General features: G+C 60.6%; 20 protein-coding genes. 7 read left to right on the top strand and 13 right to left on the bottom strand.

Annotation, left to right across the window (positions count from 1 at the left end; translation table 11 throughout):
* Positions 1-8 precede the first annotated feature (8 nt).
* Positions 9-773 (bottom strand): glycerophosphodiester phosphodiesterase family protein, encoded by a 765-nt coding sequence (locus DWA01_RS20485; protein ID WP_114287664.1) that lies wholly within the window; start codon positions 771-773, stop codon positions 9-11.
* Positions 770-1,234, bottom strand: coding sequence for a RidA family protein (locus DWA01_RS20480; RefSeq protein ID WP_114287663.1), 465 nt, complete (start codon positions 1,232-1,234; stop codon positions 770-772). Before DWA01_RS20480 ends, DWA01_RS20485 begins: the two co-directional genes overlap by 4 nt.
* Before the next feature lie 497 nt (positions 1,235-1,731).
* Here DWA01_RS20480 and DWA01_RS20475 point away from each other — a divergent pair, with 497 nt between their 5' ends.
* Positions 1,732-2,475: an MlaA family lipoprotein gene (locus tag DWA01_RS20475; RefSeq protein WP_114287662.1), complete on the top strand. Its 744-nt coding sequence runs from the start codon at positions 1,732-1,734 to the stop codon at positions 2,473-2,475.
* Positions 2,468-3,061, top strand: coding sequence for an MlaC/ttg2D family ABC transporter substrate-binding protein (locus tag DWA01_RS20470; RefSeq protein WP_114287661.1), 594 nt, complete (start codon positions 2,468-2,470; stop codon positions 3,059-3,061). Before DWA01_RS20475 ends, DWA01_RS20470 begins: the two co-directional genes overlap by 8 nt.
* A gap of 57 nt (positions 3,062-3,118) precedes the next feature.
* On the opposite strand, the gene DWA01_RS20465 is transcribed toward DWA01_RS20470, so the two are convergent.
* Positions 3,119-5,290, bottom strand: coding sequence for a transglycosylase domain-containing protein (locus DWA01_RS20465; RefSeq protein WP_114287660.1), 2,172 nt, complete (start codon positions 5,288-5,290; stop codon positions 3,119-3,121).
* 260 nt (positions 5,291-5,550) lie between these two features.
* Here DWA01_RS20465 and DWA01_RS20460 point away from each other — a divergent pair, with 260 nt between their 5' ends.
* Both DWA01_RS20460 and DWA01_RS20455 read left to right on the top strand, forming a co-directional pair.
* Positions 5,551-5,889 (top strand): P-II family nitrogen regulator, encoded by a 339-nt coding sequence (locus DWA01_RS20460; RefSeq protein ID WP_114287659.1) that lies wholly within the window; start codon positions 5,551-5,553, stop codon positions 5,887-5,889.
* Between the two features lie 23 nt (positions 5,890-5,912).
* Complete coding sequence (locus DWA01_RS20455) at positions 5,913-7,238, top strand: ammonium transporter (RefSeq protein WP_114287658.1); 1,326 nt, start codon at positions 5,913-5,915, stop codon at positions 7,236-7,238.
* 93 nt (positions 7,239-7,331) lie between these two features.
* On the opposite strand, the gene DWA01_RS20450 is transcribed toward DWA01_RS20455, so the two are convergent.
* The 5 genes from DWA01_RS20450 to dapA all read right to left on the bottom strand — a co-directional run bounded on the left by DWA01_RS20450 (position 7,332) and on the right by dapA (position 13,381).
* On the bottom strand, positions 7,332-8,516 hold the full coding sequence (locus DWA01_RS20450) for an amino acid aminotransferase (RefSeq protein ID WP_114287657.1): 1,185 nt from the start codon (positions 8,514-8,516) through the stop codon (positions 7,332-7,334).
* The gene (sseA, locus tag DWA01_RS20445; RefSeq protein WP_114287656.1) at positions 8,516-9,373 is read right to left on the bottom strand and encodes a 3-mercaptopyruvate sulfurtransferase; all 858 of its coding nucleotides are present in this window, start codon (positions 9,371-9,373) and stop codon (positions 8,516-8,518) included. The genes DWA01_RS20450 and sseA overlap by 1 nt, the downstream gene beginning before the upstream one ends.
* Before the next feature lie 253 nt (positions 9,374-9,626).
* A complete protein-coding gene (gene smpB, locus DWA01_RS20440) occupies positions 9,627-10,103 on the bottom strand; it encodes an SsrA-binding protein SmpB (protein WP_114287714.1) in 477 nt (158 codons plus the stop codon).
* Between the two features lie 296 nt (positions 10,104-10,399).
* A complete protein-coding gene (locus tag DWA01_RS20435) occupies positions 10,400-12,028 on the bottom strand; it encodes a tetratricopeptide repeat protein (protein WP_114287655.1) in 1,629 nt (542 codons plus the stop codon).
* A 477-nt stretch (positions 12,029-12,505) separates the two neighbouring features.
* Positions 12,506-13,381: a 4-hydroxy-tetrahydrodipicolinate synthase gene (dapA, locus tag DWA01_RS20425; RefSeq protein WP_114287653.1), complete on the bottom strand. Its 876-nt coding sequence runs from the start codon at positions 13,379-13,381 to the stop codon at positions 12,506-12,508.
* Positions 13,382-13,505: 124 nt separating this feature from the next.
* On the opposite strand from dapA, the gene DWA01_RS20420 reads away from it, so the two are divergent.
* The gene (locus tag DWA01_RS20420) at positions 13,506-15,452 is read left to right on the top strand and encodes a lytic transglycosylase domain-containing protein (RefSeq protein WP_114287652.1); all 1,947 of its coding nucleotides are present in this window, start codon (positions 13,506-13,508) and stop codon (positions 15,450-15,452) included.
* A gap of 396 nt (positions 15,453-15,848) precedes the next feature.
* Here the strand turns inward: DWA01_RS20420 and DWA01_RS20415 are convergent, their stop codons facing one another.
* Together DWA01_RS20415 and mnmC2 are read right to left on the bottom strand one after the other, a co-directional pair.
* A complete protein-coding gene (locus tag DWA01_RS20415) occupies positions 15,849-16,766 on the bottom strand; it encodes a DMT family transporter (RefSeq protein WP_114287651.1) in 918 nt (305 codons plus the stop codon).
* Entirely contained in the window at positions 16,763-17,575 is an 813-nt protein-coding gene (gene mnmC2 / locus DWA01_RS20410; RefSeq protein WP_114287650.1) for a tRNA (5-methylaminomethyl-2-thiouridine)(34)-methyltransferase MnmC2, read from the bottom strand. Before mnmC2 ends, DWA01_RS20415 begins: the two co-directional genes overlap by 4 nt.
* Before the next feature lie 60 nt (positions 17,576-17,635).
* On the opposite strand from mnmC2, the gene DWA01_RS20405 reads away from it, so the two are divergent.
* Complete coding sequence (locus DWA01_RS20405; protein ID WP_114287649.1) at positions 17,636-18,685, top strand: NAD(P)/FAD-dependent oxidoreductase; 1,050 nt, start codon at positions 17,636-17,638, stop codon at positions 18,683-18,685.
* Between the two features lie 161 nt (positions 18,686-18,846).
* On the opposite strand, the gene DWA01_RS20400 is transcribed toward DWA01_RS20405, so the two are convergent.
* From DWA01_RS20400 to DWA01_RS20390, 3 genes are all read right to left on the bottom strand, one after another.
* Positions 18,847-19,383, bottom strand: a complete 537-nt coding sequence (locus DWA01_RS20400) for an NADPH-dependent FMN reductase (RefSeq protein WP_114287648.1) — start codon at positions 19,381-19,383, stop codon at positions 18,847-18,849.
* 445 nt (positions 19,384-19,828) lie between these two features.
* A complete protein-coding gene (gene cobO / locus DWA01_RS20395) occupies positions 19,829-20,437 on the bottom strand; it encodes a cob(I)yrinic acid a,c-diamide adenosyltransferase (protein WP_114287647.1) in 609 nt (202 codons plus the stop codon).
* Positions 20,438-20,890 (bottom strand): GFA family protein, encoded by a 453-nt coding sequence (locus tag DWA01_RS20390; protein WP_114287713.1) that lies wholly within the window; start codon positions 20,888-20,890, stop codon positions 20,438-20,440.
* 460 nt (positions 20,891-21,350) lie between these two features.
* Between DWA01_RS20390 and DWA01_RS20385 the strand changes: the two genes are divergently transcribed.
* The gene (locus DWA01_RS20385) at positions 21,351-21,677 is read left to right on the top strand and encodes a hypothetical protein (RefSeq protein ID WP_114287646.1); all 327 of its coding nucleotides are present in this window, start codon (positions 21,351-21,353) and stop codon (positions 21,675-21,677) included.
* The last annotated feature ends 189 nt before the right edge of the window (positions 21,678-21,866 follow it).

Below are 21,866 nucleotides of genomic sequence, written 5' to 3'. Positions count from 1 at the left end.
CCTGACGGTCAGGCCCGGCTGGGAGTATAGCCTTCAAACGTCACGTTGGCGGCGACTTTGCGGGCTTCGTCTTCCTGCTCCTGGCTGCGGATGGTCCAGCACAGAATGTCCGCCCCAAGAGATTTCAACTCTGCCACCCGTTCAGATGCCAGATCGGTATGGCTGTGGCTGATAAAACAGGCACCCACCCGGTCATAATCCGCGATTTTTCTGAGCGTCTCGCGCCGCGCTTCCGGCACCAGTGACATTTCTTCCGGGTCAAAAGGCGCAGTGACCAACCCGCGCGGCAGTTCCGGCATCACCCGTGCAGCTTCGGCGACCGACCAGGCGTTGAACGACATCAGGGCAACCGGGCCGTTGTAACCTTGCAGCGCCCGGGCAGTGGCCGCTTCCAGCGGACCGGTCTCGGGCCCCATGGCGCCATCCTGATCTTTCAGCTCAATCAGCAGGGCAACGCGACCGTCAACCAGCGCGAGGACCTGTTTCAGAGTGGGGATAGTGTCACTCCCCCCTGTGAGGGCAATGGCGCCGAGCTCGGCCGCAGTGCGTTGACGCACCGGGCCTGTTTCGCCGGTCACCCGCCCAAGGTCATAGTCATGAAACACCATGGCCTCGCCGTCTTTGGACAGTTGCAGGTCAAGTTCAATACCTACACCGGCCTCAATCGCAGCCAAAAAGGCTGCGGGTGAGTTTTCCGGGCGGCCTGACGACACGTCGTGCAGGCCGCGGTGGGCGATCGGAGCCTTTAGAAAGGCGTCAGGCAATCTGGTCATTTCAGTTCAAAAATCGCTTCGATTTCAACCGCTACACCAAGTGGCAGCGACACGGCGGACACGGCAGAACGCGCGTGGTGACCAGCGTCCCCCATGATTTCGACGAACAGGTCAGACGCACCGTTGATCACTTTGGGCTGATCCGTGAATTCGGCGGTGGAGTTCACAAAGCCGGTCAGCTTCACGAGACGGGCGATACGGCCCAGGTCACCGTCACAGGCAGCTTTGGCCTGAGCCAGCAGGCTGAGCGCACAGGTGCCGGCAGCGTCTGCGCCCTGTGCTGTGGTCAGATCACGGCCCACGACGCCGGTGATCAGCCCGTCGGAATTGGCGGAAATCTGACCGGAGATAAAGATTTGATTGCCGGAAATAACATAAGGGACATAGTTGGCGGCAGGCATCGGTGCCGCAGGCAATGTCAGGCCAAGTTCCGCCAGGCGTGCGTCGATTTGAGTGCTCATTGTATCTCTCCGAATTGGGTCTGGCAGACGCTACTCCGGCTTTTGATACAGGAAAACCCCCAAATGGCCTTCGTCAAAGGCGTGAGTAAAATAATCGGTCACCTGGATGTGCAGCGAGGACGAACAGAAGATGTTTTTTCGGACAGTTTGTACCTGTTGCAATCAGGGCGGTGCTTCGCAGCCTGACAGCAGTCCGCTACATGGCTGCTGTGTCCGACTGGGTGAGGCGGCTTGTCAAAACGCAGTATGGCTCAGAATACCGACGTCATATCGTTTCCCTTCTGACGGCGTGATGTTTCCTCAGCTTGGCTGACCCGTGTTTGTTCCATTTCAGGCGATTTTCAGGTACATTTGGAGACTTGGATGAAAACCAGAAGTTTCCTGTTTCTAATTAGTCACAAATTTACGCTGATACCCGATTCTGCCCTTTGCATCGCAGCCGGCATCACTATTTGAAAATGCTGTAAGCGCCACGGAATAATTCAGGTAGAAGATACATGGCCCACAAGTTTCGCACAAAAATTCGAATGGCTGCTCTGATCGGGCTTCTGTTTGTCTCGGCCTGCGCCCGGCCTGAGGTTTCGCGCGGCACCTATGATCCCTTCGAGGTTCAGAACCGTGGCATCCACGAAGACAACCGAAAGCTGGATCAGTATGTTCTGCGCCCCGTTTCACAGGGCTATGGGAAAATCCTACCGCCTGAACTGCGCCTGGGCGTGTCAAACATGGCGTCCAACCTGTCGGTGCCGGGGGTGGTGGTGAATGATCTTCTGCAATTCAATCTCAGAAATGCCGGCCATAACACGGTTCGCTTTCTGCTAAATTCTACCATCGGGCTCGGCGGTCTGCTGGACCCGGCGGCAGCGAAGTTTCCGCTGCGGCGCAACGATTTTGGCCAGACATTATATGTCTGGGGCGCCGGTGAGGGCGCTTATCTGGAGCTGCCGCTGCTGGGCCCTTCGACCACCCGCGCTGCGGCAGGTATAGTGGTTGACCTGGCGCTGGACCCGCTTCGGCTTTTCGCACCAACGGATGTCGCCACCGCCAGCACCATTGCCAGCGCGGCCGACGTTGCAAATTCGCGTTACACCTATTCCGATACGGTCGACAGCATCCTATATGACAGCGAAGACAGTTACGCTCAGTCGCGGCTGCTCTATCTTGAAAACCGTCGCTTTCTGCTTGGTGACACCACCAGCGGCGAAGACGTCTATGATATCTATGAGGACCTGTATGAGTGACATTGTAAACCGCCGCCAGTTTGTGGCCGGGCTGGCAGCATTCGGTGCGGTTTTTACCGCCGTCCCTGCTTTCGCCTACAGTTCCGCAGATGCGACGAATCTGATCGGAAAAGTTGTCCGTGACATCAATCGAATCATCAATTCCGGTCAGCCAGAAACGGTGATGTTGAGCGATTTTGAGAACATATTCCGCGATTATGCGGATGTTCCAATCATCGCCCGCAGCGCGCTGGGCCCGCCCGCCCGCAGTCTTTCAGCGTCACAGCTGGCCGATTTTACCACGTCATTCCAGGGCTATATCTCCCGCAAATACGGCCGGCGTTTCCGCGAATTCGTTGGCGGTAAAATGGAGGTGAAGAGCGCAAAAGCGGTCAAGTCCTTCTTTGAGGTGAAATGCCTCGCGACGCTCAAAGGGCAGCCTCCCTTTGAAGTGATTTTCGTGGTGGCGGGCAGATCCGGCCGCTTTATCGATATGGAAATCGAAGGTGTCAGCCTGTTGAAAGCGGAGCGCGCCGAAGTCGGGGCCATGCTGGACAACCGGCGCGGTGACGTGCGCCGACTGACCGCAGACCTGCGCAACATCTGATCACCGGGCGGCCTGCAGGCCGCCCGGTGAGGGCGGTTTCTGCTGACCAGGCGGGGCCTACTGGCCGGTGCCAAAGATTCTCTGCAATACACCAAGCAATGCGCGCTCGGCGGTGTCACCTGTTGCCCGCACCGGCGCCAGGGCCACTTCCGGCGGAACCACCGGTCGTGACGCTGGCCGGATCATCGGCAGCGGTGTGCCCGGTGTACCATCCTGCACCCGGCTCATGGTTTCGCGCCAGATTTCCGCCGGGTAGCTGCCGCCGGTCACGCGTTTCATCGGCGAATTGTCGTCATTCCCCATCCAGACGCCGGTGACATAATCTCCGGTAAAACCCATGAACCAGGCGTCACGCCCGGCCTGGGTGGTGCCGGTTTTACCTGCAATTTCGGTGCCTTCGATCCGGGCGCGTTTGCCGGTGCCCGCTTCGACCACCTGGTTCATCATATAGATTAGCTCCCGGGCGGTGTCCTGGGTGATCACCCGCTCGCCCAGGCCGCCGTCCTGACCCATCAGCGCCGTATCGTCGCCGTCAAGGCGCAGGTCGATCATGCCATAAGGCGTGACAGAAGTGCCGCCATTCAGGATGCCGGCATAGGCACCGGTCATCTCAATCAGGGTTGACTCCGAGGCACCCAGCGCCAGTGCCGGCCCCTGGGCCAGATCGCTCTGGATGCCAAACATTGAGGCCACGGTGCGTACGGTTTCTAGCCCTGTATCCACCGCCACCCGGATCGCCGGGATGTTGAGGGAATGGCGCAAGGCGTCCGTCAGGGTCACGCGGCCCATGAATTTTTTGGAGTAGTTTTTCGGGCAGTACTCACCGGAGCCCGGGACATCGACGCAATATTCTTCATCCACAACCACGTCGGCATAGCTCATGCCCAGATCCAGCGCAGCGGCATAAACGAAAGGTTTGAACGCGGAGCCGGTTTGCCGTCTGGCCTGCACTGCGCGGTTGAACTGCCCAACAATCCCTTTGAACTTGCGCCCGCCCACCATGGCGCGCACTGCGCCATCCGCCGACATCACCACGATGGCAGCCTGGATTGTGGAGTCTTCGTCGAGCCTGTCAGTAAATATTTTGGTCATGGCCTCTTCAGCCGCAGTCTGGATGCGCGGATCAAAAGTGGTGCGCATGATAACGTCTTCGGTGGTGTCACGGGTCAGGAAACTTGGCGCTGCTCCCATCACCCAGTCGGCGAAATAACCACCGGCGCGGGCTTCGGCTGCTGCAGACAGCTGCGCTGGCTGGGCGGTGGCGTCCGCAAGCTGCGCTTCAGAAATATAGTCTTGCTCAAACATCAGCTGCAAAACCACTGCGGCGCGGTCCTGGCTGCGCTCGAGGCTGGCGGTCGGCGAATAACGCGTCGGCGCTTTTAGCAGTCCGGCCAGCATGGCGGCTTCTGCTGGGGTGACTTCGGCGGCAGACTTGCCAAAATAGCGCTGGCTGGCGGCTTCAAATCCGCGCGACCCTTCGCCGAGAAAAGCGCGGCTCATATATATGGTGAGGATGTCGCCCTTGCTGTACCGGGCTTCCATCGCCACCGCATAAACGGCTTCTTTAATTTTGCGCCACATGGTGGAGCGGCGACACTCGGCTTCATAGGCGGTTTCGCTGTCCCAGTTGGCAGGAATATAGGGCGTGCCCAGGCAGATCAGCTTGGCGGTCTGTTGGGTGATGGTAGAGCCACCATTGCCGGACAAGGGGCCACGACCGGCAGAAAGGTTGATGCGGACCGCAGAAGCCACGCCACGGGGGCTGACACCGAAATGGCCATAAAAGCGTTTGTCTTCAGTGGAGATGATGGCGTTTCTCAGGTAGGGAGACACCGTATCTGAGGTAAGCTGGCGGCCAAACTGCTCGCCGCGCCACGCAAACACCTGATCGTCACGGTCCAGCAGGGTGACCGAGCCCCGGGCCCGTTGATCAAAGAAATCGCTGGCGGGAGGCATGGTCGAATAAAAATAGGCGACCCCAAGCCCCACGAGCGCTGCAGTGACAGTGGTGCCGATCCAGGTCAGTCGCCAGATCAGGCGCGTCGTCAGGCTGAACAGGCCAACAACAAGCCGCACCAGCAGATTGCCCGATGGTTTGCGCGCGGTTTTGCGTGCGGCTTTGCGCCGCGCTGGTTTCTTTTTGCCAGCCGGTTTTGCTTTTACCGGTTTGTCCGCCGGATAACGCCGCTCCGCCACCAGGGGGGTGCGCGATTTACCTGTGCCACTCATGTTTTGCGACCTGTCGTCTGCTCATTTTCGCAGACACTAACCGGGATTCGGAGAAATGTTTAGCAGGTAGTTAAATCAGGCGGGCCTTCGCTGATCGCCTGAAAAGCAGGCATGTGAGAGGGTTTGTGCAAAAAATAGGCACAATTGGCTGTTTTCTGCCACAGGAACCCCTGCTCAAGGCTTGCCCGCCTGGCGTTGAACAGGCCGGATGCCGCTGTCGGGACCCATTCCAGGTCCGCGAGAGGATGGAAGGGAAAACCATGAAACTGATAATTGCAGCCATCAAGCCGTTTAAGCTTGAAGAAGTGCGTGAAGCGCTGACCAGCCTTGGCGTGCGCGGCATGATGGTGTCTGAGATCAAAGGCTTCGGCTCGCAGTCTGGCCATACCGAAATTTACCGCGGTGCAGAATACGCCGTGAATTTTGTGCCTAAAGTCAAACTTGAGATCGTGGTCTCCGCCGATATGGCAGATCAGGTCGTCGAAACAATCGCAACAACTGCCCGGACCGACAAGATCGGTGATGGCAAGATTTTCGTCGTGGATGTGGAATCTGCAATGCGGGTGCGCACCGGCGAAACCAACGAAAACGCGCTGTAAGCCGCGAAAAAGGATCCGGACCTATGAAACTTATCAAACCTTTGCTGCTTGCCGGTGCGGTGGCGTCTTCGCCCGCTGCCCTGATGGCGCAGGAAGTTGCCGTTGCTGTCCCGACTGACAGTGTCTTTATTCTGAACTCGCTGCTGTTTCTTGTTGGCGGCGTGCTGGTGTTCTGGATGGCTGCAGGTTTTGCCATGCTCGAAGCGGGCCTCGTGCAGTCCAAAAACGTAACTATGCAGCTGACCAAAAACATCGCGCTGTTTTCGCTCGCTGCGGTGCTTTATTATCTGATCGGCTATAACCTGATGTATCCGCTGGGAAATTGGGCGATTGACGGTGTCTTGTCCGGTGTCTTCGGTCCCGGAGTTCTGGAAGCTGTGGGCATCGATGCCTCTGGTGCTGACGATTATTCCTATGCTGCAACCGGGTCGGATTTCTTCTTCCAGCTGATGTTTGCTGCGGCGACGGCGTCGATCGTGTCCGGCACCCTGGCGGAACGCATCAAACTGTGGCCGTTCTTGTTCTTCACCATCATTCTGGTCGCCATCATCTATCCGCTGCAGGCGTCGTGGAAATGGGGCGGTGGTTTTCTGGACCAGGCGGGTTTCCTCGATTTTGCCGGCTCTACCGTGGTGCATTCCGTCGGTGGCTGGGCCGCGTTGACCGGTGCCATCCTGCTCGGGCCACGCTTGGGCAAATATAAAAACGGCAAAGTATTTCCGATCGTCGGTTCCAACCTGACCCTTGCCACCCTGGGCACATTCATCCTGTGGATGGGCTGGTTTGGCTTTAACGGTGGTTCGCAGCTGGCGATGGGTTCCATCGGCGATGTTGCTGATATTTCGCGCATTTTCTCCAATACCAATGCGGCTGCTGCTGGTGGTGCTGTGGTTGCACTTCTGCTGACACAGCTGCTGTACAAAAAGCCGGATCTGACCATGATCCTGAACGGCGCGCTTGCCGGTCTGGTTTCGATCACCGCCGAGCCGCTGACGCCGACACTGGGCAGCGCCACGCTGATCGGGGCTGTTGGTGGTGTAATCGTCGTGTTCGCCGTTCCAATGCTCGACAAGTTGAAAATTGACGATGTGGTTGGCGCGATCCCGGTTCACCTGCTTTCCGGCATCTGGGGCACCATTGCGGTGGTCTTCACCAATGCGGACGCCTCGCTGGGCACGCAGCTCTATGGCATCATCGTGGTCGGCATCTTCACCGTCGTGACTTCGGCTGTGGTCTGGTACCTTATCAAAGTGACCGTCGGTATCCGTGTCGGGGAAGAAGAAGAGATCACCGGGCTGGATATCACGGAGTTGGGCATGGAAGCTTATCCGGAATTTTCACACAAGTAAAACGACTTAACTGACAAAATAAGGCCCGGGCAGCATGTCGTTGCCCGGGCCTTATTGTCTTTGGATGTCCACCAGGGCGGAGCGCCCCAGGCGTTATTTGCAGGTCACAGAAATCGCTTCTGCCAGCAGGGGGATCGTCTGTGCATTCAGCCCGGCGATGTTCATGCGGCTGTCGCCCACCATGTAGATCGCGTGGGTGTCGCGCATGGACTGAACCTCTTCCGGAGACGCGCCGATGCGGGAGAACATGCCGCGGTGGGTGGCGATGAAATCAAACCGGTCCGAATTGGTGCGCAGACGCAGCTCATTCGCCAGCTGGGTGCGTAGTGACAACATGCCCAGGCGCACCTCTTCCAGCTCAGACTTCCAGTCGGCCGTCAGGTCAGCGTCGCTCAGAATGGTCGATACAATCCGGGCCCCATGGTCTGGCGGGAAGGAATAGTTCTGGCGGTTCAGGTAGCTGAGCGTGCCCTGGGTATTGGCAGTCTGGCTGGCGTCAGCGCTGATCGCCATCAGAATGCCGGTGCGCTCGCGGTAGATGCCAAAGTTTTTCGAACAGCTGGCAGCGAGCAGCATTTCCGGTACTTTTGAAGCAATAAGCCGGGTCGCGGCTGCGTCTTCTTCAAGCCCGTCGCCGAAGCCCTGGTAGGCGATGTCAACCAGTGGCATTGCACCTTTTTCGACAATCAGATCAGCGACCTGCGCGAATTGTTCCAACGTCAGATTGGCACCGGTTGGATTGTGGCAGCAGCCGTGCAGCAGCACCACATCACCAGCTTTGACTGCGGCGAGACTGGCCATCATACCGTCGAAATCAACGTCACAGCTCTTGTCGTCGAAATACCGGTATTGCACCATCGGCAGGCCGAGGAATTTGATAATCGAAAGATGGTTTGGCCAGGTGGGGTTTGACACAAAGATAGTGGCGTCCGGGTTGGCCAATTTGATCAGCTCAAAGGCCTGACGCAGCGCACCGGTGCCACCTGGCGTTGCGGCGGCGGCAACACGACCAGCGTCAACACTGTCGGCCAGGATCAGGTCGCGCATCGCGGCACTGTAGGCGGGATCACCGGCCAGCCCGGTATAGGATTTGGATTTCTGCTCTTCCCAGATCCGTTTTTCAGCGGCTTTGACAGCCCGCATGACCGGCGTCAGACCGGTGGCATCCTTATAGACGCCGACACCCAGATCGATTTTGTTGTCACGGGGGTCTTCGCGATAAAACTGCATCAATTGCAGGATCTTATCGGCGGGCTGGGCTTTGAGATCTGTCAGCATTACTGCTCTCCTGTTGCGACCCGCAGGTCGTCGTACATGCCCCATTCTGACCAGGATCCGTCATAAAGCGCATGGGCTTTGTGGCCGATACGGTCGAGGGCAAGGTTAAGGATCGCCGCCGTGACACCGGAGCCGCAGCTGGTGATGGCGGGTTTGTTCAGGTCAACGCCGGCGTCAAGGAAGAGCCTGCGCAGGCTGTCGGTGTCTTTCATGGTGTGGTCTTTGTTCAGAAGATCCATGAAAAACAGATTTTTTGAGCCGGGAATGTGCCCGGCGCGCAGACCGGCGCGAGGTTCGGCCACTTCGCCGCGGAAGCGGTCCGGCGCGCGCGCATCGATAATCTCATAGTCACCGAGTTTTGAAGCGGCGGCGACCTGGGTTACGTCTTTGACGATCTGATTCTGGCGCTGCACCGTCATATGGCGGTCGCGGATCACCGGGGGCAGGTCGCTGAGCTCCTGGCCTGCGGATTTCCACGCTGGCAGCCCACCATCCAGAACGGCGACATCTTTTTTGCCCATCAGCTTGAAAAGCCACCATATTCTCGCGGCAGAAAACAGGCCCATGCCGTCGTAAACCACGACCTGATGGCCGTCGCCAATGCCGAGCGCGCGCATGCGGGACATGAATTTTTCCACCGGCGGCACCATGTGGGGCAGCTCAGAGCGGTGGTCTGACAGATCGTCAATATCCACGAACCGGGCGTTAGGGATATGGGCGGCGTCATATTCGGCGCGCGCGTCCCGGTTCATCGCCGGCATATACCACGAGCCGTCAATGATCCGCAGGTCGGGATCTTTCAGGTGGCGGGCAAGCCAGTCAGAGGAGACGAGGGTCCTCGGGTCACTGTGGGGCATGTTTTGGCCTTTGGTGTTGTTTGCCCAAGCTCTACTCCGATGCATGCACCCATGCAAGCGGAGCGTAATTTTATTTCGTGCAAAAATTATGCTTGTGAAGACAGCGACCAGTTCAGCGGTCCCTGATCGCGGCTTGCACGCCTGACCGGGTGTCGCATTCTGCCACATCCAGGCGCTTGCTGGCGGGCATCCGGCGCTGGGATGCGCCAGTTATCACGTTGATTTAAACGAAAAAATCTAGGAATCGCCGCGTCTATTCGCCGTGACGCAACAGGCGGGCTTTTTGACGGCCCCAGTCGCGTTTTGCCTCGGTGGCGCGTTTGTCGTGGTTCTGTTTGCCCTTGGCGATGCCGAGTTTGACTTTTACCTTGCCGCGATGATTGAAATACATCACCAGCGGCACCAGTGTCATGCCCTTGCGCTGGGTAGCCTGCCAGAGGCGCGACAATTCTTTCTTTGAAACCAGAAGCTTGCGCTTGCGGCGCTCGAGATGGCCAAATTGTTTCGCCTGTTCATAAGGCGCGATATAGGCGGCGACCAACCACAGCTCGCCTTCTTCAACAGCGGCATAGCTGTCGGCGATATTGGACTGCCCGCTGCGCAAGGATTTCACTTCGGAGCCCTGCAGTATCACGCCGCATTCGATGTCGGAATCGATGGCGTAATCGTAACGCGCGCGCCGGTTTTCGGCGATGACTTTGTAATTCGGATCAGTTTTTGGTTTGGCCATAAAGCGGTGATAAACGCCCGCGCCCGGAGAGTCCATATTCTGTAAACGGCTGCGAACTTTTGTGAAAATTGCACACTCCGGACCACGGGTTGTGCAAAGCCCGATACGAAACGGGAACAGGATGTTTTTGTTCGCAGGGGTTACCGGGTCGGGGGGCGCAGGTTACGGCTTGCGGAATTCAGCCCGCCCGGCGCGGGGCAGGCGGCCTTTGCATTTTCTGTTCCGCCGACAGCGGTGTCGGTCCGGCAAACTGTGGCGGAAGGTCGTGCCAAGGATCGCCCGCTGCGCACCATCCGTCAGCCACGGCAGAAACACGAAGCCCGTATCGGAACTTCCGCGCGCGCCATTGCCCGGTCGAGTTGCAGCCTGATGTGCACGATCTCCAGGTTTTCGCCGCGATGGGCCAGACATTCGTGCAAACCGTGCAGGCTCCAGACATTGGCCGGGTGCTGGCAGGCGCGGCTTAAGCTGGCATCAAGGCCCAGATCGGCGCGATAGACCGTCTCGGCCTCATCGTATCGTTTCTGGTCCAGCAGCAGCGCGCCAAGCGCGTGGCGGGTGGGCTGCATCCAGCCCCAGGGCTCATCATAGGGCAGGGTGTCATCCAGCGCGACGGAGCGTCTGAGGTGATCAAAGGCGACTTCAGGATTGCCCTTTTTATAGGCCAGTTCCCCGAGCAGCATCTGTTCCGCCACCTGCAGAATATCGCGACAGGTGTTGTTGAACAGCATGCGGCTTTCCGGCACCCGGTCAAAGGCCTGCGCAAACAGATCCCGTTCGGCCTCAGCACCGGCAATGTCGCCAAGATTGGCCAGCGCTACCGTGCGCGCATAATGCATCATTGCGGTGGTGACCGCGTAGAGTTCCGGCTCGTCGGGCAGGGGCTGGTCGAGGATGTCCTGCCAGAGGCCAAAGCGGATCAGCACATGTTGTTTCATCGGAATAAACGCTTCAAACCAGTCCGCCATCGGCCGCAGCGTGTCGGCGGGCAGGTTGGAAATCAGGTCCTCGGCGGCATCCAGTGCCGGGCCGGGCTGGCCCAGCAGCATCGCGCCGTAGATGATGAAGTGGTAATTGTGGCAGCGGTAGACCGAGTAGAAGTTCTCGCTGCCGGCGTAGGCGAGGAATTTCCGGTCCGCCACCACGGCGGTCTGGTTGCGGCTTACCACCTGCTGATAATCGCCGCAGAGCACGTCGATATGGGTGGCCATGTGCAACAGGTGGCCTGCGTCCGGCACCAGGCTGTGCAGCCGGTCGCCGTGGCGCAGCGCCCGTTCCGGATGCGGCGACATTTCCATCAGGTGGATGTACATATGCAGCAGACCGGGATGCTGCCAGGCACCGGGCAGCCGCTCAAGTGCGGTTTCCAGCACCCCGACCGCCTCCAGCGTAGCCGCGCCCGCCGCAGGCGTGCCGGTGGGCAGGTCCCAGAGCTGCCAGGGGGTGCGGTTCATCAGCGATTCGGCAAACAGGCAGCAAATGTCCGTGTCCTGTGGGTGGCCGCGATACGCCTCGCGCATCGCCGCCGCAAAACGGTCGTTCCACGGGCTGAAATCTTCAACCTCCGGGTCCGGCGGGCAGCGGTGGGGCAGGGCTTCAATCAGCGCCTTTTCCGCCGCTGTGGCCGCTGCTTTCAGCCGCTCCGCACTGGCGGCAGAGGCCTGCGCGAGGGCCAGCGCGGTGGGTTTTTCCTCCGGCTCAAAACTCTCCCACGGTTTGTTGTAATTGGGTCCGGTCGCATAGCCGATGCCCCAATGGGCCATGGCGCAGTCGGGATCGGCCTCAAGCGCTTTCTGAAAGCAGGTGATGGCCTCTTCGTGATTGTAAGCAAAGGTCCAGATCAGGCCGCGATCAAACCAGAGCTGGGCCTCCGGCGATGTGGTGGTGATTTTGCGTGAATGTGTTCCGAGGTCAAAATAGTCCATCTGTGCCGTCCCCCGTCTGAAATTCCGGTTCATTGCGCTTGAGGGTAACATTGTTGGCAGGCCCGGAGAAATCCGCCGCGCGACACGGAGGGGAAAGGCACGTTTCCGCTTGCCGGCAGGTGGTCCGGGCCGGTGCCTGGATCTGTGGGTGCATCGTCATGCGTCGCCTGTGGCGGGGCGCCACGACGCGAGCAGCGCCTGCCGGTCGCAGCGCCAGGGGCACGCCTGCTCAGCAGCCGCAATTCAGCGCCAGAGTACCGCCAGGCGGAGAGGCGCAAGATACGGCTTGCGGGATTCAAAAAAAGCCGCCCGGGGTCCGGACGGCTTTTTTGAATTTTCTGTTGCGGCTGACGCGTGGTGCTGTTCAGGCATTTCTGTTCCGGGCGCGCGGTTGTGAGCGCCCGGGTGTTGTCGCCACCGGCTGCTTTTGTTGCCGGTGTTTTTCGCGGCCGGTGCATTCGCCGCCGCGGGGCTGGCTCAGTTCAGCAGGCCGAGCTCTGACATGGCGCTGCGGATCGCGTTTTTGGTGCCGTCTGTCAGTGGTGTCAGCGGCAGGCGCACCTCGTCAGAACATTTGCCCAGCAGCGACAGGCCGTATTTTGCGCCGGCAAGGCCTGGCTCAATGAAGATCGCTTCGTGCAAAGGCATCAGCCGGTCCTGTAGCTCCAGCGCTGTGGCGTAATCGCCGGCCAGCGTCGCGTTCTGGAATTCAGCGCAGAGTTTCGGCGCCACATTGGCGGTGACCGAAATCGCGCCCTGGCCGCCATGGGCGTTGAACCCCAGTGCAGAGGCGTCTTCACCGGACAGCTGGATGAAGTCACTGCCGCAGGTGGCACGCTGCTGGCTGACACGGGCCACGTCACCGGTGGAATCCTTGACGCCGACGATGCGCGGCAGGCGGGCCAGTTCGCCCATGGTCGCCGGTGTCATGTCGACGATAGAACGGCCGGGGATGTTGTAGATGATGATCGGCAGATCGCAGCTGTCATGCAGCGCGGTGAAATGGGCGATCAGACCGGCCTGAGTCGGTTTGTTGTAATAGGGCGTCACCACCAGGGCGGCGTCCGCACCCACACGGGCAGCGTGCTGAATGAGCCCGATGCCTTCGGCGGTGTTGTTGGAGCCGGCACCGGCGATGATTTTGATGCGGCCGGCGGCAGCGCGCACGACTTCTTCAACCACTCTGGCATGTTCCGCGTGGGTCAGTGTCGGGCTTTCGCCGGTGGTGCCGACCGGTACGATGCCGGTTGTGCCTTGCTCCACATGCCACTCGACAAGGTGTTTGAGCGTATCGATATCCAGCTCACCATTCTTGAATGGCGTCACCAGGGCGGTAAGGGACCCTTTGAACATGACACGTTTCTCCTGTCTTCTGGGCATTGCCCGTTAATGTACGCGGCGGAAATTAGCCGCAAATCCGGCTTTTGCCAAGATTGTGATTTTACCTGTGCAATAGCACCGTTAGGTTCGGGGGGAAATGCAGATATTTACTTCTTTCTCTTTGAGACGCGGGCTGGTGCTCGCAGGGCTGGTTCTGGGGTCGTTTACCGCCCCGGCATCCGCAGAAATGTCGCCTGCAAAGGCGTTGGCAGCAGCACAGGATCTGGCGAAGACGGAGGACTGGACGGCGGCGCGCGCTATGGCGCATGGCGTTGGCCGCGATGTCATCGAGTGGCAGTACCTGCGCGCCGGCGAAGGCGAATTCGCTGAATACCGCGCTTTTCTGGCCAAAAACAGCGACTGGCCTGGTCTGCCGCGGCTGCAGAAAGCTGGTGAAGCCGCGATTGGGGACGGCGCGGTACCGGCTCAGGTGATCGCATATTTCGCCAAACGCGGTCCGCAAACCGCGGCAGGATTGCGGGCGCTGATCGCGGCGCAGCGCGCGGTGGGTGCCAGCGGCAAAGCGCGCGATCTTGCGGTGCAGGCCTGGAAGACGATGATTCTGCCGGTTGAGGACGAGGACTGGCTGCAAAAGACCTATGGGTCCAGTCTGAAGCCGGTGCAGGCAGAACGGCTGGATATGCTGTTGTGGCGCGGCTCACTGAAGGCTGCCAAACGCCAGTTGGCGCGGGTGGATGCGGCGTATGTGGCGCTGGGCCGGGCGCGTATTGCGCTGGCGGAGAACAAAGACGGCGTCAATGCGCTGATCAATGCGGTGCCAGCGCGGCTGCGCGGTGATCCGGGGCTGGCCTATGCGCGGTTTCAGTGGCGGATGAAGCGGGAATATTATGAGAGCGCGGCGGAGCTGATTCTGGCGCAGAAAAAGTTTGGGCGGCCCGAGGTCTGGGCCAACCGGCGCCGGGCTTTGGCGCGGCAGTTGATGCGCGATGGCAAGGCGGCTGTGGCCTATAAGGTTGCGGCGCGGCACGGCTTGAAATCAGGCAGCAATTATAACGATCTGGAATGGCTGGCCGGGTTTATCGCGCTGAGTGATCTGAACGACCCTGAAACCGCGCTGCGCCATTTCAACCGCTTCCGCATGGCAGTGAGTTCGCCGGTGTCGCTGGGGCGTGCCGGTTATTGGGAAGGCCGGGCGCTGGAGGCGATGGGGGCGCAGGCCGATGCCCGGGCGGCCTATGCGTTCGGCGGCAGGTTCCAGACCAGTTTCTATGGCCAGCTTGCGGCAGAAAAAGCCGGGTTGCCGGTGGACCCGGATCTGACCGGAGCGCGGCGCTATCCGGGCTGGCAGCAGGCGGGCTTTGACAGCTCCTCGGTGTTTCGCGCGGCGGTGATGTTGCAGGCGGCGGGTGATTCGCTGACCGGGGCGTGGTTTTTGCGTTATGTGGCCGACAAGAAAGACGCCGATGCGCTGGCGCAGATCACTCAGTTGGCAGTGGAGATGAATGATCCTTATGTCGCCCTGCGTATGGGCAAGCTGGCGGCAGGTCGCGGCATGGGGCTGATCGGCGCCTATTTCCCGCTGCATCCGCTGGCGCGGGCTGATCTGGCGGTGGCGCCGGAGCTGGCGCTGTCGATCGCACGGCGCGAGAGCGAGTTTTATGATGCGGCGCAGAGCCCTGCAGGGGCGCGCGGGCTGATGCAGCTGATGCCGGGCACCGGCAAAGAAATGGCGCAGAAACGCGGCGATACGCCCTCGACCGCGCGGCTGACGGAGGATCCTGTGTGGAACGCGCAGCTGGGCTCGGATTATCTGGCGCAGCTGATTGGGGAGTTCGGTAATTATCCGGTGCTGGTGAGTGCGGCCTATAATGCCGGGCCGACACGGGCGCGCCAATGGATCGCGCGCTATGGTGATCCGCGCAGCGGTTCGGTGGATGTGGTGGACTGGATCGAACACATCCCCTATCGCGAAACGCGCAATTACGTGATGCGGGTGGCGGAATCGCTGCCGGTGTACCGCATCCGCCTGCAAGGCCAGTTGGTGCCGCTTAATCCGCTGGGCACGCCGGCTCTGCTGCGCTGATCCCGCCGCCAATTGTTTTGGTGCTCCACATAATTTGATCGGCCCGGTGTGTTGCACCGGGCCGCGCCCGTCCCGCCCTTTGGGCGGGCGCATTCGCCCCCACCCCGGGCCAGGCGCGGCCCTTTGTCGAGGAGTGCCGGCCGCGGGGCGTTTATCCCTGGGGGCGCGGAGGGCGGGTGTTGTAATATCCGCAGTGGAGACAGCGTGAGATCCGCCCGGTGAAATGGTGGCGCGTAGCTGCTCCCGCCACCTCTGTTGCGAACCCTTTTATCCGCCTGGTGTTGCTTGCACCGGGCCGCGCCCGTCCCGCCCCACGGGTGGGCGCATTCGCTTCCACCCCGCGACGGACGCTGCCCTTTGATGGGGGCAAAGCTGGTGTAATGCCGGGTGTGCGCTTTAGCTTGAAATACGCTGAGCGCTGCGTTCGGCGCGGGCGCGGATGCGTTCGCGCATCAGGGTGAACAGGCCGGCCGCGACGATCAGGCTGCCACCAAACAGTACGTTGGCGCGCAGCGCCTCCTGAAACACCGTCACCCCGATCACCGAGACAAACAAAAGCTGGCTGAAGGCGAAGGGCTGCACCACAGAGGCTTCGGTCACCGTGTAACAGCGGATCAAGAGCCCGTGCGACAGGGTTGAGGTGACGCAGATCGCAGCGAGCCAGAGCCAGTCGGTACCCACCATTGGCGTCCAGTTCCACAGGCCGAACGGGGTCAGCACGATGGCGCCAACGACACCGACATAGAGGAAAGATGTCGCGCTGCTGTCATGCCGGCCCACATAGCGGTTGAGCAGGTTGTAGATGGCAAAACCCACCGCGCCGGCCAGGCCCCAGAGCGCTTCGGGCGCAAACACGCCGAAGCCTGGCTGCAGGATGATCATCATGCCGACAAAGCCGACGCCGATGGAGCCCCAGCGCCAGAGGCCGACTTTTTCCCCCAGCAGCGGGCCTGAGAGTGCGGTGACAATCAGCGGGTAGGTGGCAAATATCGCGTGGGTTTCGATCAGGCCGAGACTGATGAACCCCATCACGACCAGAGCGATCTCCACCGGCAGCAATACACCACGCAGCAGCTGGATCCTGGGGTGATGGCTTTGCAACGTGGCGCGGATGCCGCCCGGCGCGCGCGCTGCCATAAACAGGCCAAAGGCGGCAAAGGTCCAGAAGCGCACCATCAGCACCATCAGCACCGAATAATTCGTGCCCAGAAAGCGCGAGATGCCGTCCTGGACCGCAAAAATGACACAGACGATCAGCATCAGTGTGATGCCAAGGCGCGGGTTCGAACGCGGGGTCTGGAGGGCGTGGCTCATGGCTGTGGGGTCCTGTTTGTGGCGGACGGGCCTGTATCAGAGCCTGTTTTTGCGGTGTCTGAGGTGCTGTCCGTGCCGGTGTCATTCGGGCTGGTGTCTGGTGTCCCCGTATCTGTGGTGGCGGTTCTCACCCCCACTGTCATGTGGCGTTTGCGCCCGAAACCCGGCACCCGTTGTACATCGAACCCGGCGGCCTGCAGTGAGCGGCGCACATGACCGGCAGCGGTATAGGTGGCGCAGCTGCCGCCTGACCTGGTGTGGGTGCCGACCGCCGCCATCAGCTCCGGGTTCCACAGTTCCGGATTTTTGGCCGGGGAAAACCCGTCGAGATACCAGGCGTCGGCCTGTTGCTCCCAGGCTGGTAGTGTCTGTTGCGCGTCGCCAATCACCACCGTCAGGATCAGGTCGGGCAGCTCCATCACCCGCGTGCCAGGCGTTTTGTCCAGCGACCCCCAGGCGGCAATCATCGGCGCGGCGATGGCATGTGCTTCGGGAAAGGCGGCGAGCGCCTGATCCATGTCACATGCCGCCATCGGGAAGGCTTCAAAACTGGTGAAGCGCAGCGGCCCGGTTGTGCCGGAGGCGCGCCAGGCCAGCAGGCTGGCGAGCGCGTTAAGACCGGTGCCAAAGCCCAGCTCAGCGATGTGGAAACCGGGCGCAAAACGTGTGGGCAGCTCATTGCCGCCCAGAAACGTGTGGCGCGTTTCCTCCAGCCCGTTTTCCAGCGAGAAATACGGGTCATCAAAGCGGGTGGAGATGGGAATAGCCCCATCGCGCCATTCAAGGCGGGCTGTCTGGTCTGTTGTCATGAGATGGCCTAGAAGGGGCGGAATTCAGCGGCACATTGGGCAAAGGACGGGCGATTGGCAATGGTGGATGTCACAGTAATGGGCGCGGGCGCCTTTGGTCTGTCGGTGGCGTATGCCTGTGCGGCGCGTGGCGCGCAGGTGCGGGTGATCGATCCGGGCGGCGTTGGCGCGGGATCGTCCGGCGGCATTGTCGGGGCGCTGGCACCGCACACGCCCGAGCGCTGGGAGCCCAAAAAGCAGTTCCAGTTTGAAGCGCTGATCGCGGCGCGCAGTTTTTGGCCTGAGGTCGAGCGGCTGGGTGGCGTGTCCTCGGGGTATGGCAATACCGGGCGCTTGCAGCCGATTGCGGATCAGCACGGGCTTGATCTGGCGCGCGAGCGCGTCGAGGCGTCCGCAGAGCTGTGGCAGGGCAAGGCGCTCTGGCAGGTGGTGGAGGCGGCGCCATTTGGCGACTGGGCGCCGTTCAGTGCCACCGGGCTATTGGTGCAGGACAGCCTGTCGGCGCGGCTGCACCCAAAACGCGCCTGTGACGCGCTGGCGGCGGCGCTCATCGCGCTGGGCGGCGAAATTGTGACGTCGGGCGCGCCTGAGGGGGTGGTGGTCTGGGCCACCGGCTATCAGGGTTTGCTTGAACTGTCTGCGGCCCGGGGTCAGGAGGTGGGCAATGGCGTCAAGGGTCAGGCGCTACTGCTTGAGTTTGACGCCGGGGTCCGGGTCGGGCCAGGCGCGCCGCAATTGTTTTCAGGCGGGGTGCATGTGGTGCCCCATGCCGACGGCACTGTCGCGATCGGATCCACGTCGGAGCGCTATTTTGACCTGCCGGACCAATGTGATGACCAGGTCGAAGCGGTGTGGCAGAGGGCGTTGGCGGCGTTTCCGGTGCTGGAGGGCGCGCCGGTGATCCGACGCTGGGCCGGGGTGCGGCCACGCGCCAAAACCCGGGCGCCGATGCTGGGGCAATATCCGGGGCGCGACGGGCAGTTCATCGCCAACGGCGGCTTTAAGATCGGCTTTGGCATGGCGCCGGGCATTGGCGCGGTGATGGCGGATCTGGTGCTGGACGGGGTCGACAACATCCCGGTTGATTTCCGGGTCGAGGCCAGTCTGTAGCCTGTCTTTGGCAGAGCATGCGCAGAGTGTCTGCAGAGCCTGTGGCCGGCTGGGAACCAGACTTGAGTGGATGTGCGGGGCGCGGGAATTAACCGGTCGCGCCGCACCTCCATTGGAGCTTCTTTTGGGGTGTCTGTAGTAAGTGCAGTGCCTGCGCCGTATTAGCGGCTGGCCTCAGCGCGCAGCCGGGTCATCAATGTGGTGAGCGTGGCGGTGTAGCGCTCGCTGATCAGGCTGCCGTTTTCAAATTCCCGCATCGAGCCGGCGATCTGGACCTCGTTGCCCAGCAACAGCCGGGGCTGGAACGGCACCATCCAGGCGCGCAGATGGCCCAGCGCGGTTTCGCCTCCGGTGCGCCCGGCAGTGGCGGAAATCAGCGCCACCGGTTTGCCGGCAAAGGGCTTGCCCTCGGTGCGGCTGATCCAGTCGAGCGCGTTTTTCAGCACGCCGGAGGGCGCTTTGTTATATTCCGGGGTGGCAATGACGATGGCGTCGGCACTGGCGATCTGGTCCGCGAGCAATTGCACCGTAGCAGGGATGCCGCTGCTGGTCTCATCATCGGCGTTATAGAGCGGCAGGTTCAGGTCACCCTGGTTGAAATTGCCGCCGAACAGGCTTGCGGCCTGCAGCAGCAGTTGGGTGTTGAAGGAGCCCGCACGCAGGGCACCGGAAAGGCCAAAAAGGGTCAGGTCAGACATGGGGACTCCGTGAAGTGATATTTATGCAGTGGCGTTGGTGTCGTGATGACGGGTTTGGTCGCGCGGGGCAATGCTTATGCCCGCGCAGGACCTGCGCAGTTTTGTGGGCCGGGGGGCACGGCAGGCGGTTAACCTCGCCTTGTTAGCGAGCAATTGTTTTCCGGCGGGAACCAACCTGGCCGGCCGCAACCGGGACGTCAGCTTTGGACTGCCATGTTCCGGTTGTTGACCTGGCAGCAGGACGAACCAGGCAGCAAAGCCAGTCTTGAAGAAGACTTAGCCCCTGGTTTCGCTACGGGTGGAGTCACTGATGGTGACGCACATGCGCTTGCTGAGGCTCTAACTTTGGCGGGCAGATAAAAGCCACGCCGCATCAAGGAATAGTCCTGAGCGATTTTGAAAAGTCGCAACTCTCCAAAATCCGCCTCAGGTCATATCTGAACGCTTAGAATTCCACCCCGATCTGGGCTTTGATGCCGGAGCGGAACGGGTGTTTTACCAGCTCCATTTCGGTGACCAGATCGGCGATCTCGATCAGCTCGGCTTTGGCGTTGCGCCCGGTCAGCACCACATGGGTCATTTCGGGTTTTTCCGTGGTGAGGAATTCGATCACGTCATTCACATCGATATAATCATAACGCAGCGCGATGTTGATCTCGTCCAGCAGCACCATGGTATTGGCCGGGTCGCGGATCAGCTCTTTGGCTTTTTCCCAGGCGGCGGCGGCCATCTCGATATCGCGGCTTTTGTCCTGGGTCTCCCAGGTAAAGCCTTCGCCCATGGTGTAAAATTCGCAGACGTCAGAGAACTTGCCCTCAATAAGATTGCGTTCGCCGCATTCCATGCCGCCTTTTATGAACTGCACCACAGCGCATTTCATATCATGCGCAATGCAGCGGAAGATCATGCCGAAGGCGGCCGAGGTCTTGCCTTTGCCCTTGCCGGTGTGGATGATGATCAGGCCCTTTTTATCGGTCTTGGTGGCCATGATTTTATCGCGGGCGGCCTTTTTCTTGGCCATTTTCATTGCGTGGCGGTCGGTGTCTTCGCTCATTTACTGATCCTCTGTTTTGCTGACCGTTGTGTTGTCGGTCGCTGTATTACCGGCTGCGGTTTTATTGGCCGTATATCTGGGCAACGCGTCGGAAAGATGGAGCCAGGGCAGCTTTTCATCATAGTGCACGTGAAATTCCGGGGCAATGCGACCCGGGTCGTCAAGCGTGGCCGCATAGGCGTGGATTTCGCCCTCAAACCGGGAGGCCTGAAATGCCATCGGCGTGCCGCAGGTGCCGCAGAAACTGCGGGTCACCCCGGGGGAGGACGTATAGGTGCCGGGCGGCGCGCCGGTCCACTGAAAATCACTGAGCCGCACCCCGATGAAAGTGGTCATCGGCGCGGCGGTGGCGCGGCGGCAGCTTTCACAATGGCAGTGGCAGGCCCAGCTCACCGGGCCGTCGGCTTGCCAGGTCACGTCCCCACACAGGCAACGGGCGGTGAGTTTGGTCATCATTGCGGCTCCTGATTGTCGTTTCCAATCTGAGCCTTGTGGCGGTGGGATGCAAGGGGGCGGGCGGCCGGGCCAGTGATACGCCCGGGCAAGGGCGCCCAGGTGGCTGCAGCGTTTTGCCGGGTGTGAGCGCGCCGCAGGCCTTTGGTTTGTGCTGCGCCAGGCTGTCCGGGCCCAGGACGAAACATCAGCAGGAAAAGCCGGGAAGACACCGCAGGACGAAGCGGCTCAGTTCAGCGCGCCACTATGGCCCGGTCAGGCGCCGGCGACAGTGTTGCGGTCAATGCCATCTGCGCCGCGCTGCGTCCGGATTCTGTTTTGTCTGTGCCAGAGGCTTGCTGCGAACCGGGCTGGCGCGGTGGGGCGATTGTTCGGTCTCGCCTGGCATGGGGCGGCGCATGGCGGTGCGCGTGGCTGAGTGATTCAGATATTGTTAACCATGACTGTTTAGCCTGACGGCATGATTGCAAAGTACTGGAAACCTTTTGTTATTTCGCTGCTGATCGGGGTGTTGCTGAGCGCCTGCACCAGCGCTTCACTGTCGATGCTTGGCGTCGAGTCGGTGGATGTCAGTATTGAAAACAGTCAGTTCCGCATCTGGGCCGATCCGGGCAGTGGCCGGGTTGAAGCCCATCGTACCAGCGTTGAAATGCCGCCTCCGGGCCGGGCGGAAACACTGGCGCGCGGTCTTCGTGCCATTGAACAGGTGACGGGCTGTGCGGTGCGCGCGGGCAGCCTGGCTGGCGATCAGGCGATTATGACGGCGGAACTGGACTGCAGGCGTTGACAGATGGGCCCTGCTTGCTGTGCTCTGGCTTCTAAGTTCTAAGTTCTAAGTTCTAAGTTCTAAGTTCTAAGTTCTAAGTTCTAAGTTCTAAGTTCTAAGTTCTAAGTTCTAAGTTCTAAGTTCTAAGTTCTAAGTTCTAAGTTCTAACCTCTGACCTCTGACCTCTGACCTCTGACCTCTGACCTCTGA

This window comes from Candidatus Halocynthiibacter alkanivorans (genome assembly GCF_003333265.1).
In the GTDB taxonomy this organism is placed as follows: domain Bacteria; phylum Pseudomonadota; class Alphaproteobacteria; order Rhodobacterales; family Rhodobacteraceae; genus Halocyntiibacter_A; species Halocyntiibacter_A alkanivorans.
Note: the sequence above shows the minus strand (reverse complement) of the source record. Positions and strands in the feature narration are given on the sequence as shown.

Excerpts from the sequence above, each read along its gene's own strand:
- DWA01_RS20390 (WP_114287713.1), bottom strand. The coding sequence starts at position 20,890 with ATGACCAAACTCACCGCCCGTTGCCTGTGTGGGGACGTGACCTGGCAA.
- dapA (WP_114287653.1), bottom strand. The coding sequence starts at position 13,381 with ATGTTCAAAGGGTCCCTTACCGCCCTGGTGACGCCATTCAAGAATGGT.
- DWA01_RS20420 (WP_114287652.1), top strand. The coding sequence starts at position 13,506 with ATGCAGATATTTACTTCTTTCTCTTTGAGACGCGGGCTGGTGCTCGCA.
- DWA01_RS20385 (WP_114287646.1), top strand. The coding sequence starts at position 21,351 with ATGATTGCAAAGTACTGGAAACCTTTTGTTATTTCGCTGCTGATCGGG.
- DWA01_RS20485 (WP_114287664.1), bottom strand. The coding sequence starts at position 773 with ATGACCAGATTGCCTGACGCCTTTCTAAAGGCTCCGATCGCCCACCGC.
- DWA01_RS20460 (WP_114287659.1), top strand. The coding sequence starts at position 5,551 with ATGAAACTGATAATTGCAGCCATCAAGCCGTTTAAGCTTGAAGAAGTG.
- DWA01_RS20435 (WP_114287655.1), bottom strand. The coding sequence starts at position 12,028 with ATGGACTATTTTGACCTCGGAACACATTCACGCAAAATCACCACCACA.
- DWA01_RS20415 (WP_114287651.1), bottom strand. The coding sequence starts at position 16,766 with ATGAGCCACGCCCTCCAGACCCCGCGTTCGAACCCGCGCCTTGGCATC.
- sseA (WP_114287656.1), bottom strand. The coding sequence starts at position 9,373 with ATGCCCCACAGTGACCCGAGGACCCTCGTCTCCTCTGACTGGCTTGCC.
- DWA01_RS20455 (WP_114287658.1), top strand. The coding sequence starts at position 5,913 with ATGAAACTTATCAAACCTTTGCTGCTTGCCGGTGCGGTGGCGTCTTCG.
- DWA01_RS20480 (WP_114287663.1), bottom strand. The coding sequence starts at position 1,234 with ATGAGCACTCAAATCGACGCACGCCTGGCGGAACTTGGCCTGACATTG.
- DWA01_RS20405 (WP_114287649.1), top strand. The coding sequence starts at position 17,636 with ATGGTGGATGTCACAGTAATGGGCGCGGGCGCCTTTGGTCTGTCGGTG.
- smpB (WP_114287714.1), bottom strand. The coding sequence starts at position 10,103 with ATGGCCAAACCAAAAACTGATCCGAATTACAAAGTCATCGCCGAAAAC.
- DWA01_RS20475 (WP_114287662.1), top strand. The coding sequence starts at position 1,732 with ATGGCCCACAAGTTTCGCACAAAAATTCGAATGGCTGCTCTGATCGGG.
- mnmC2 (WP_114287650.1), bottom strand. The coding sequence starts at position 17,575 with ATGACAACAGACCAGACAGCCCGCCTTGAATGGCGCGATGGGGCTATT.
- DWA01_RS20465 (WP_114287660.1), bottom strand. The coding sequence starts at position 5,290 with ATGAGTGGCACAGGTAAATCGCGCACCCCCCTGGTGGCGGAGCGGCGT.
- DWA01_RS20470 (WP_114287661.1), top strand. The coding sequence starts at position 2,468 with ATGAGTGACATTGTAAACCGCCGCCAGTTTGTGGCCGGGCTGGCAGCA.
- DWA01_RS20450 (WP_114287657.1), bottom strand. The coding sequence starts at position 8,516 with ATGCTGACAGATCTCAAAGCCCAGCCCGCCGATAAGATCCTGCAATTG.
- DWA01_RS20400 (WP_114287648.1), bottom strand. The coding sequence starts at position 19,383 with ATGTCTGACCTGACCCTTTTTGGCCTTTCCGGTGCCCTGCGTGCGGGC.
- cobO (WP_114287647.1), bottom strand. The coding sequence starts at position 20,437 with ATGAGCGAAGACACCGACCGCCACGCAATGAAAATGGCCAAGAAAAAG.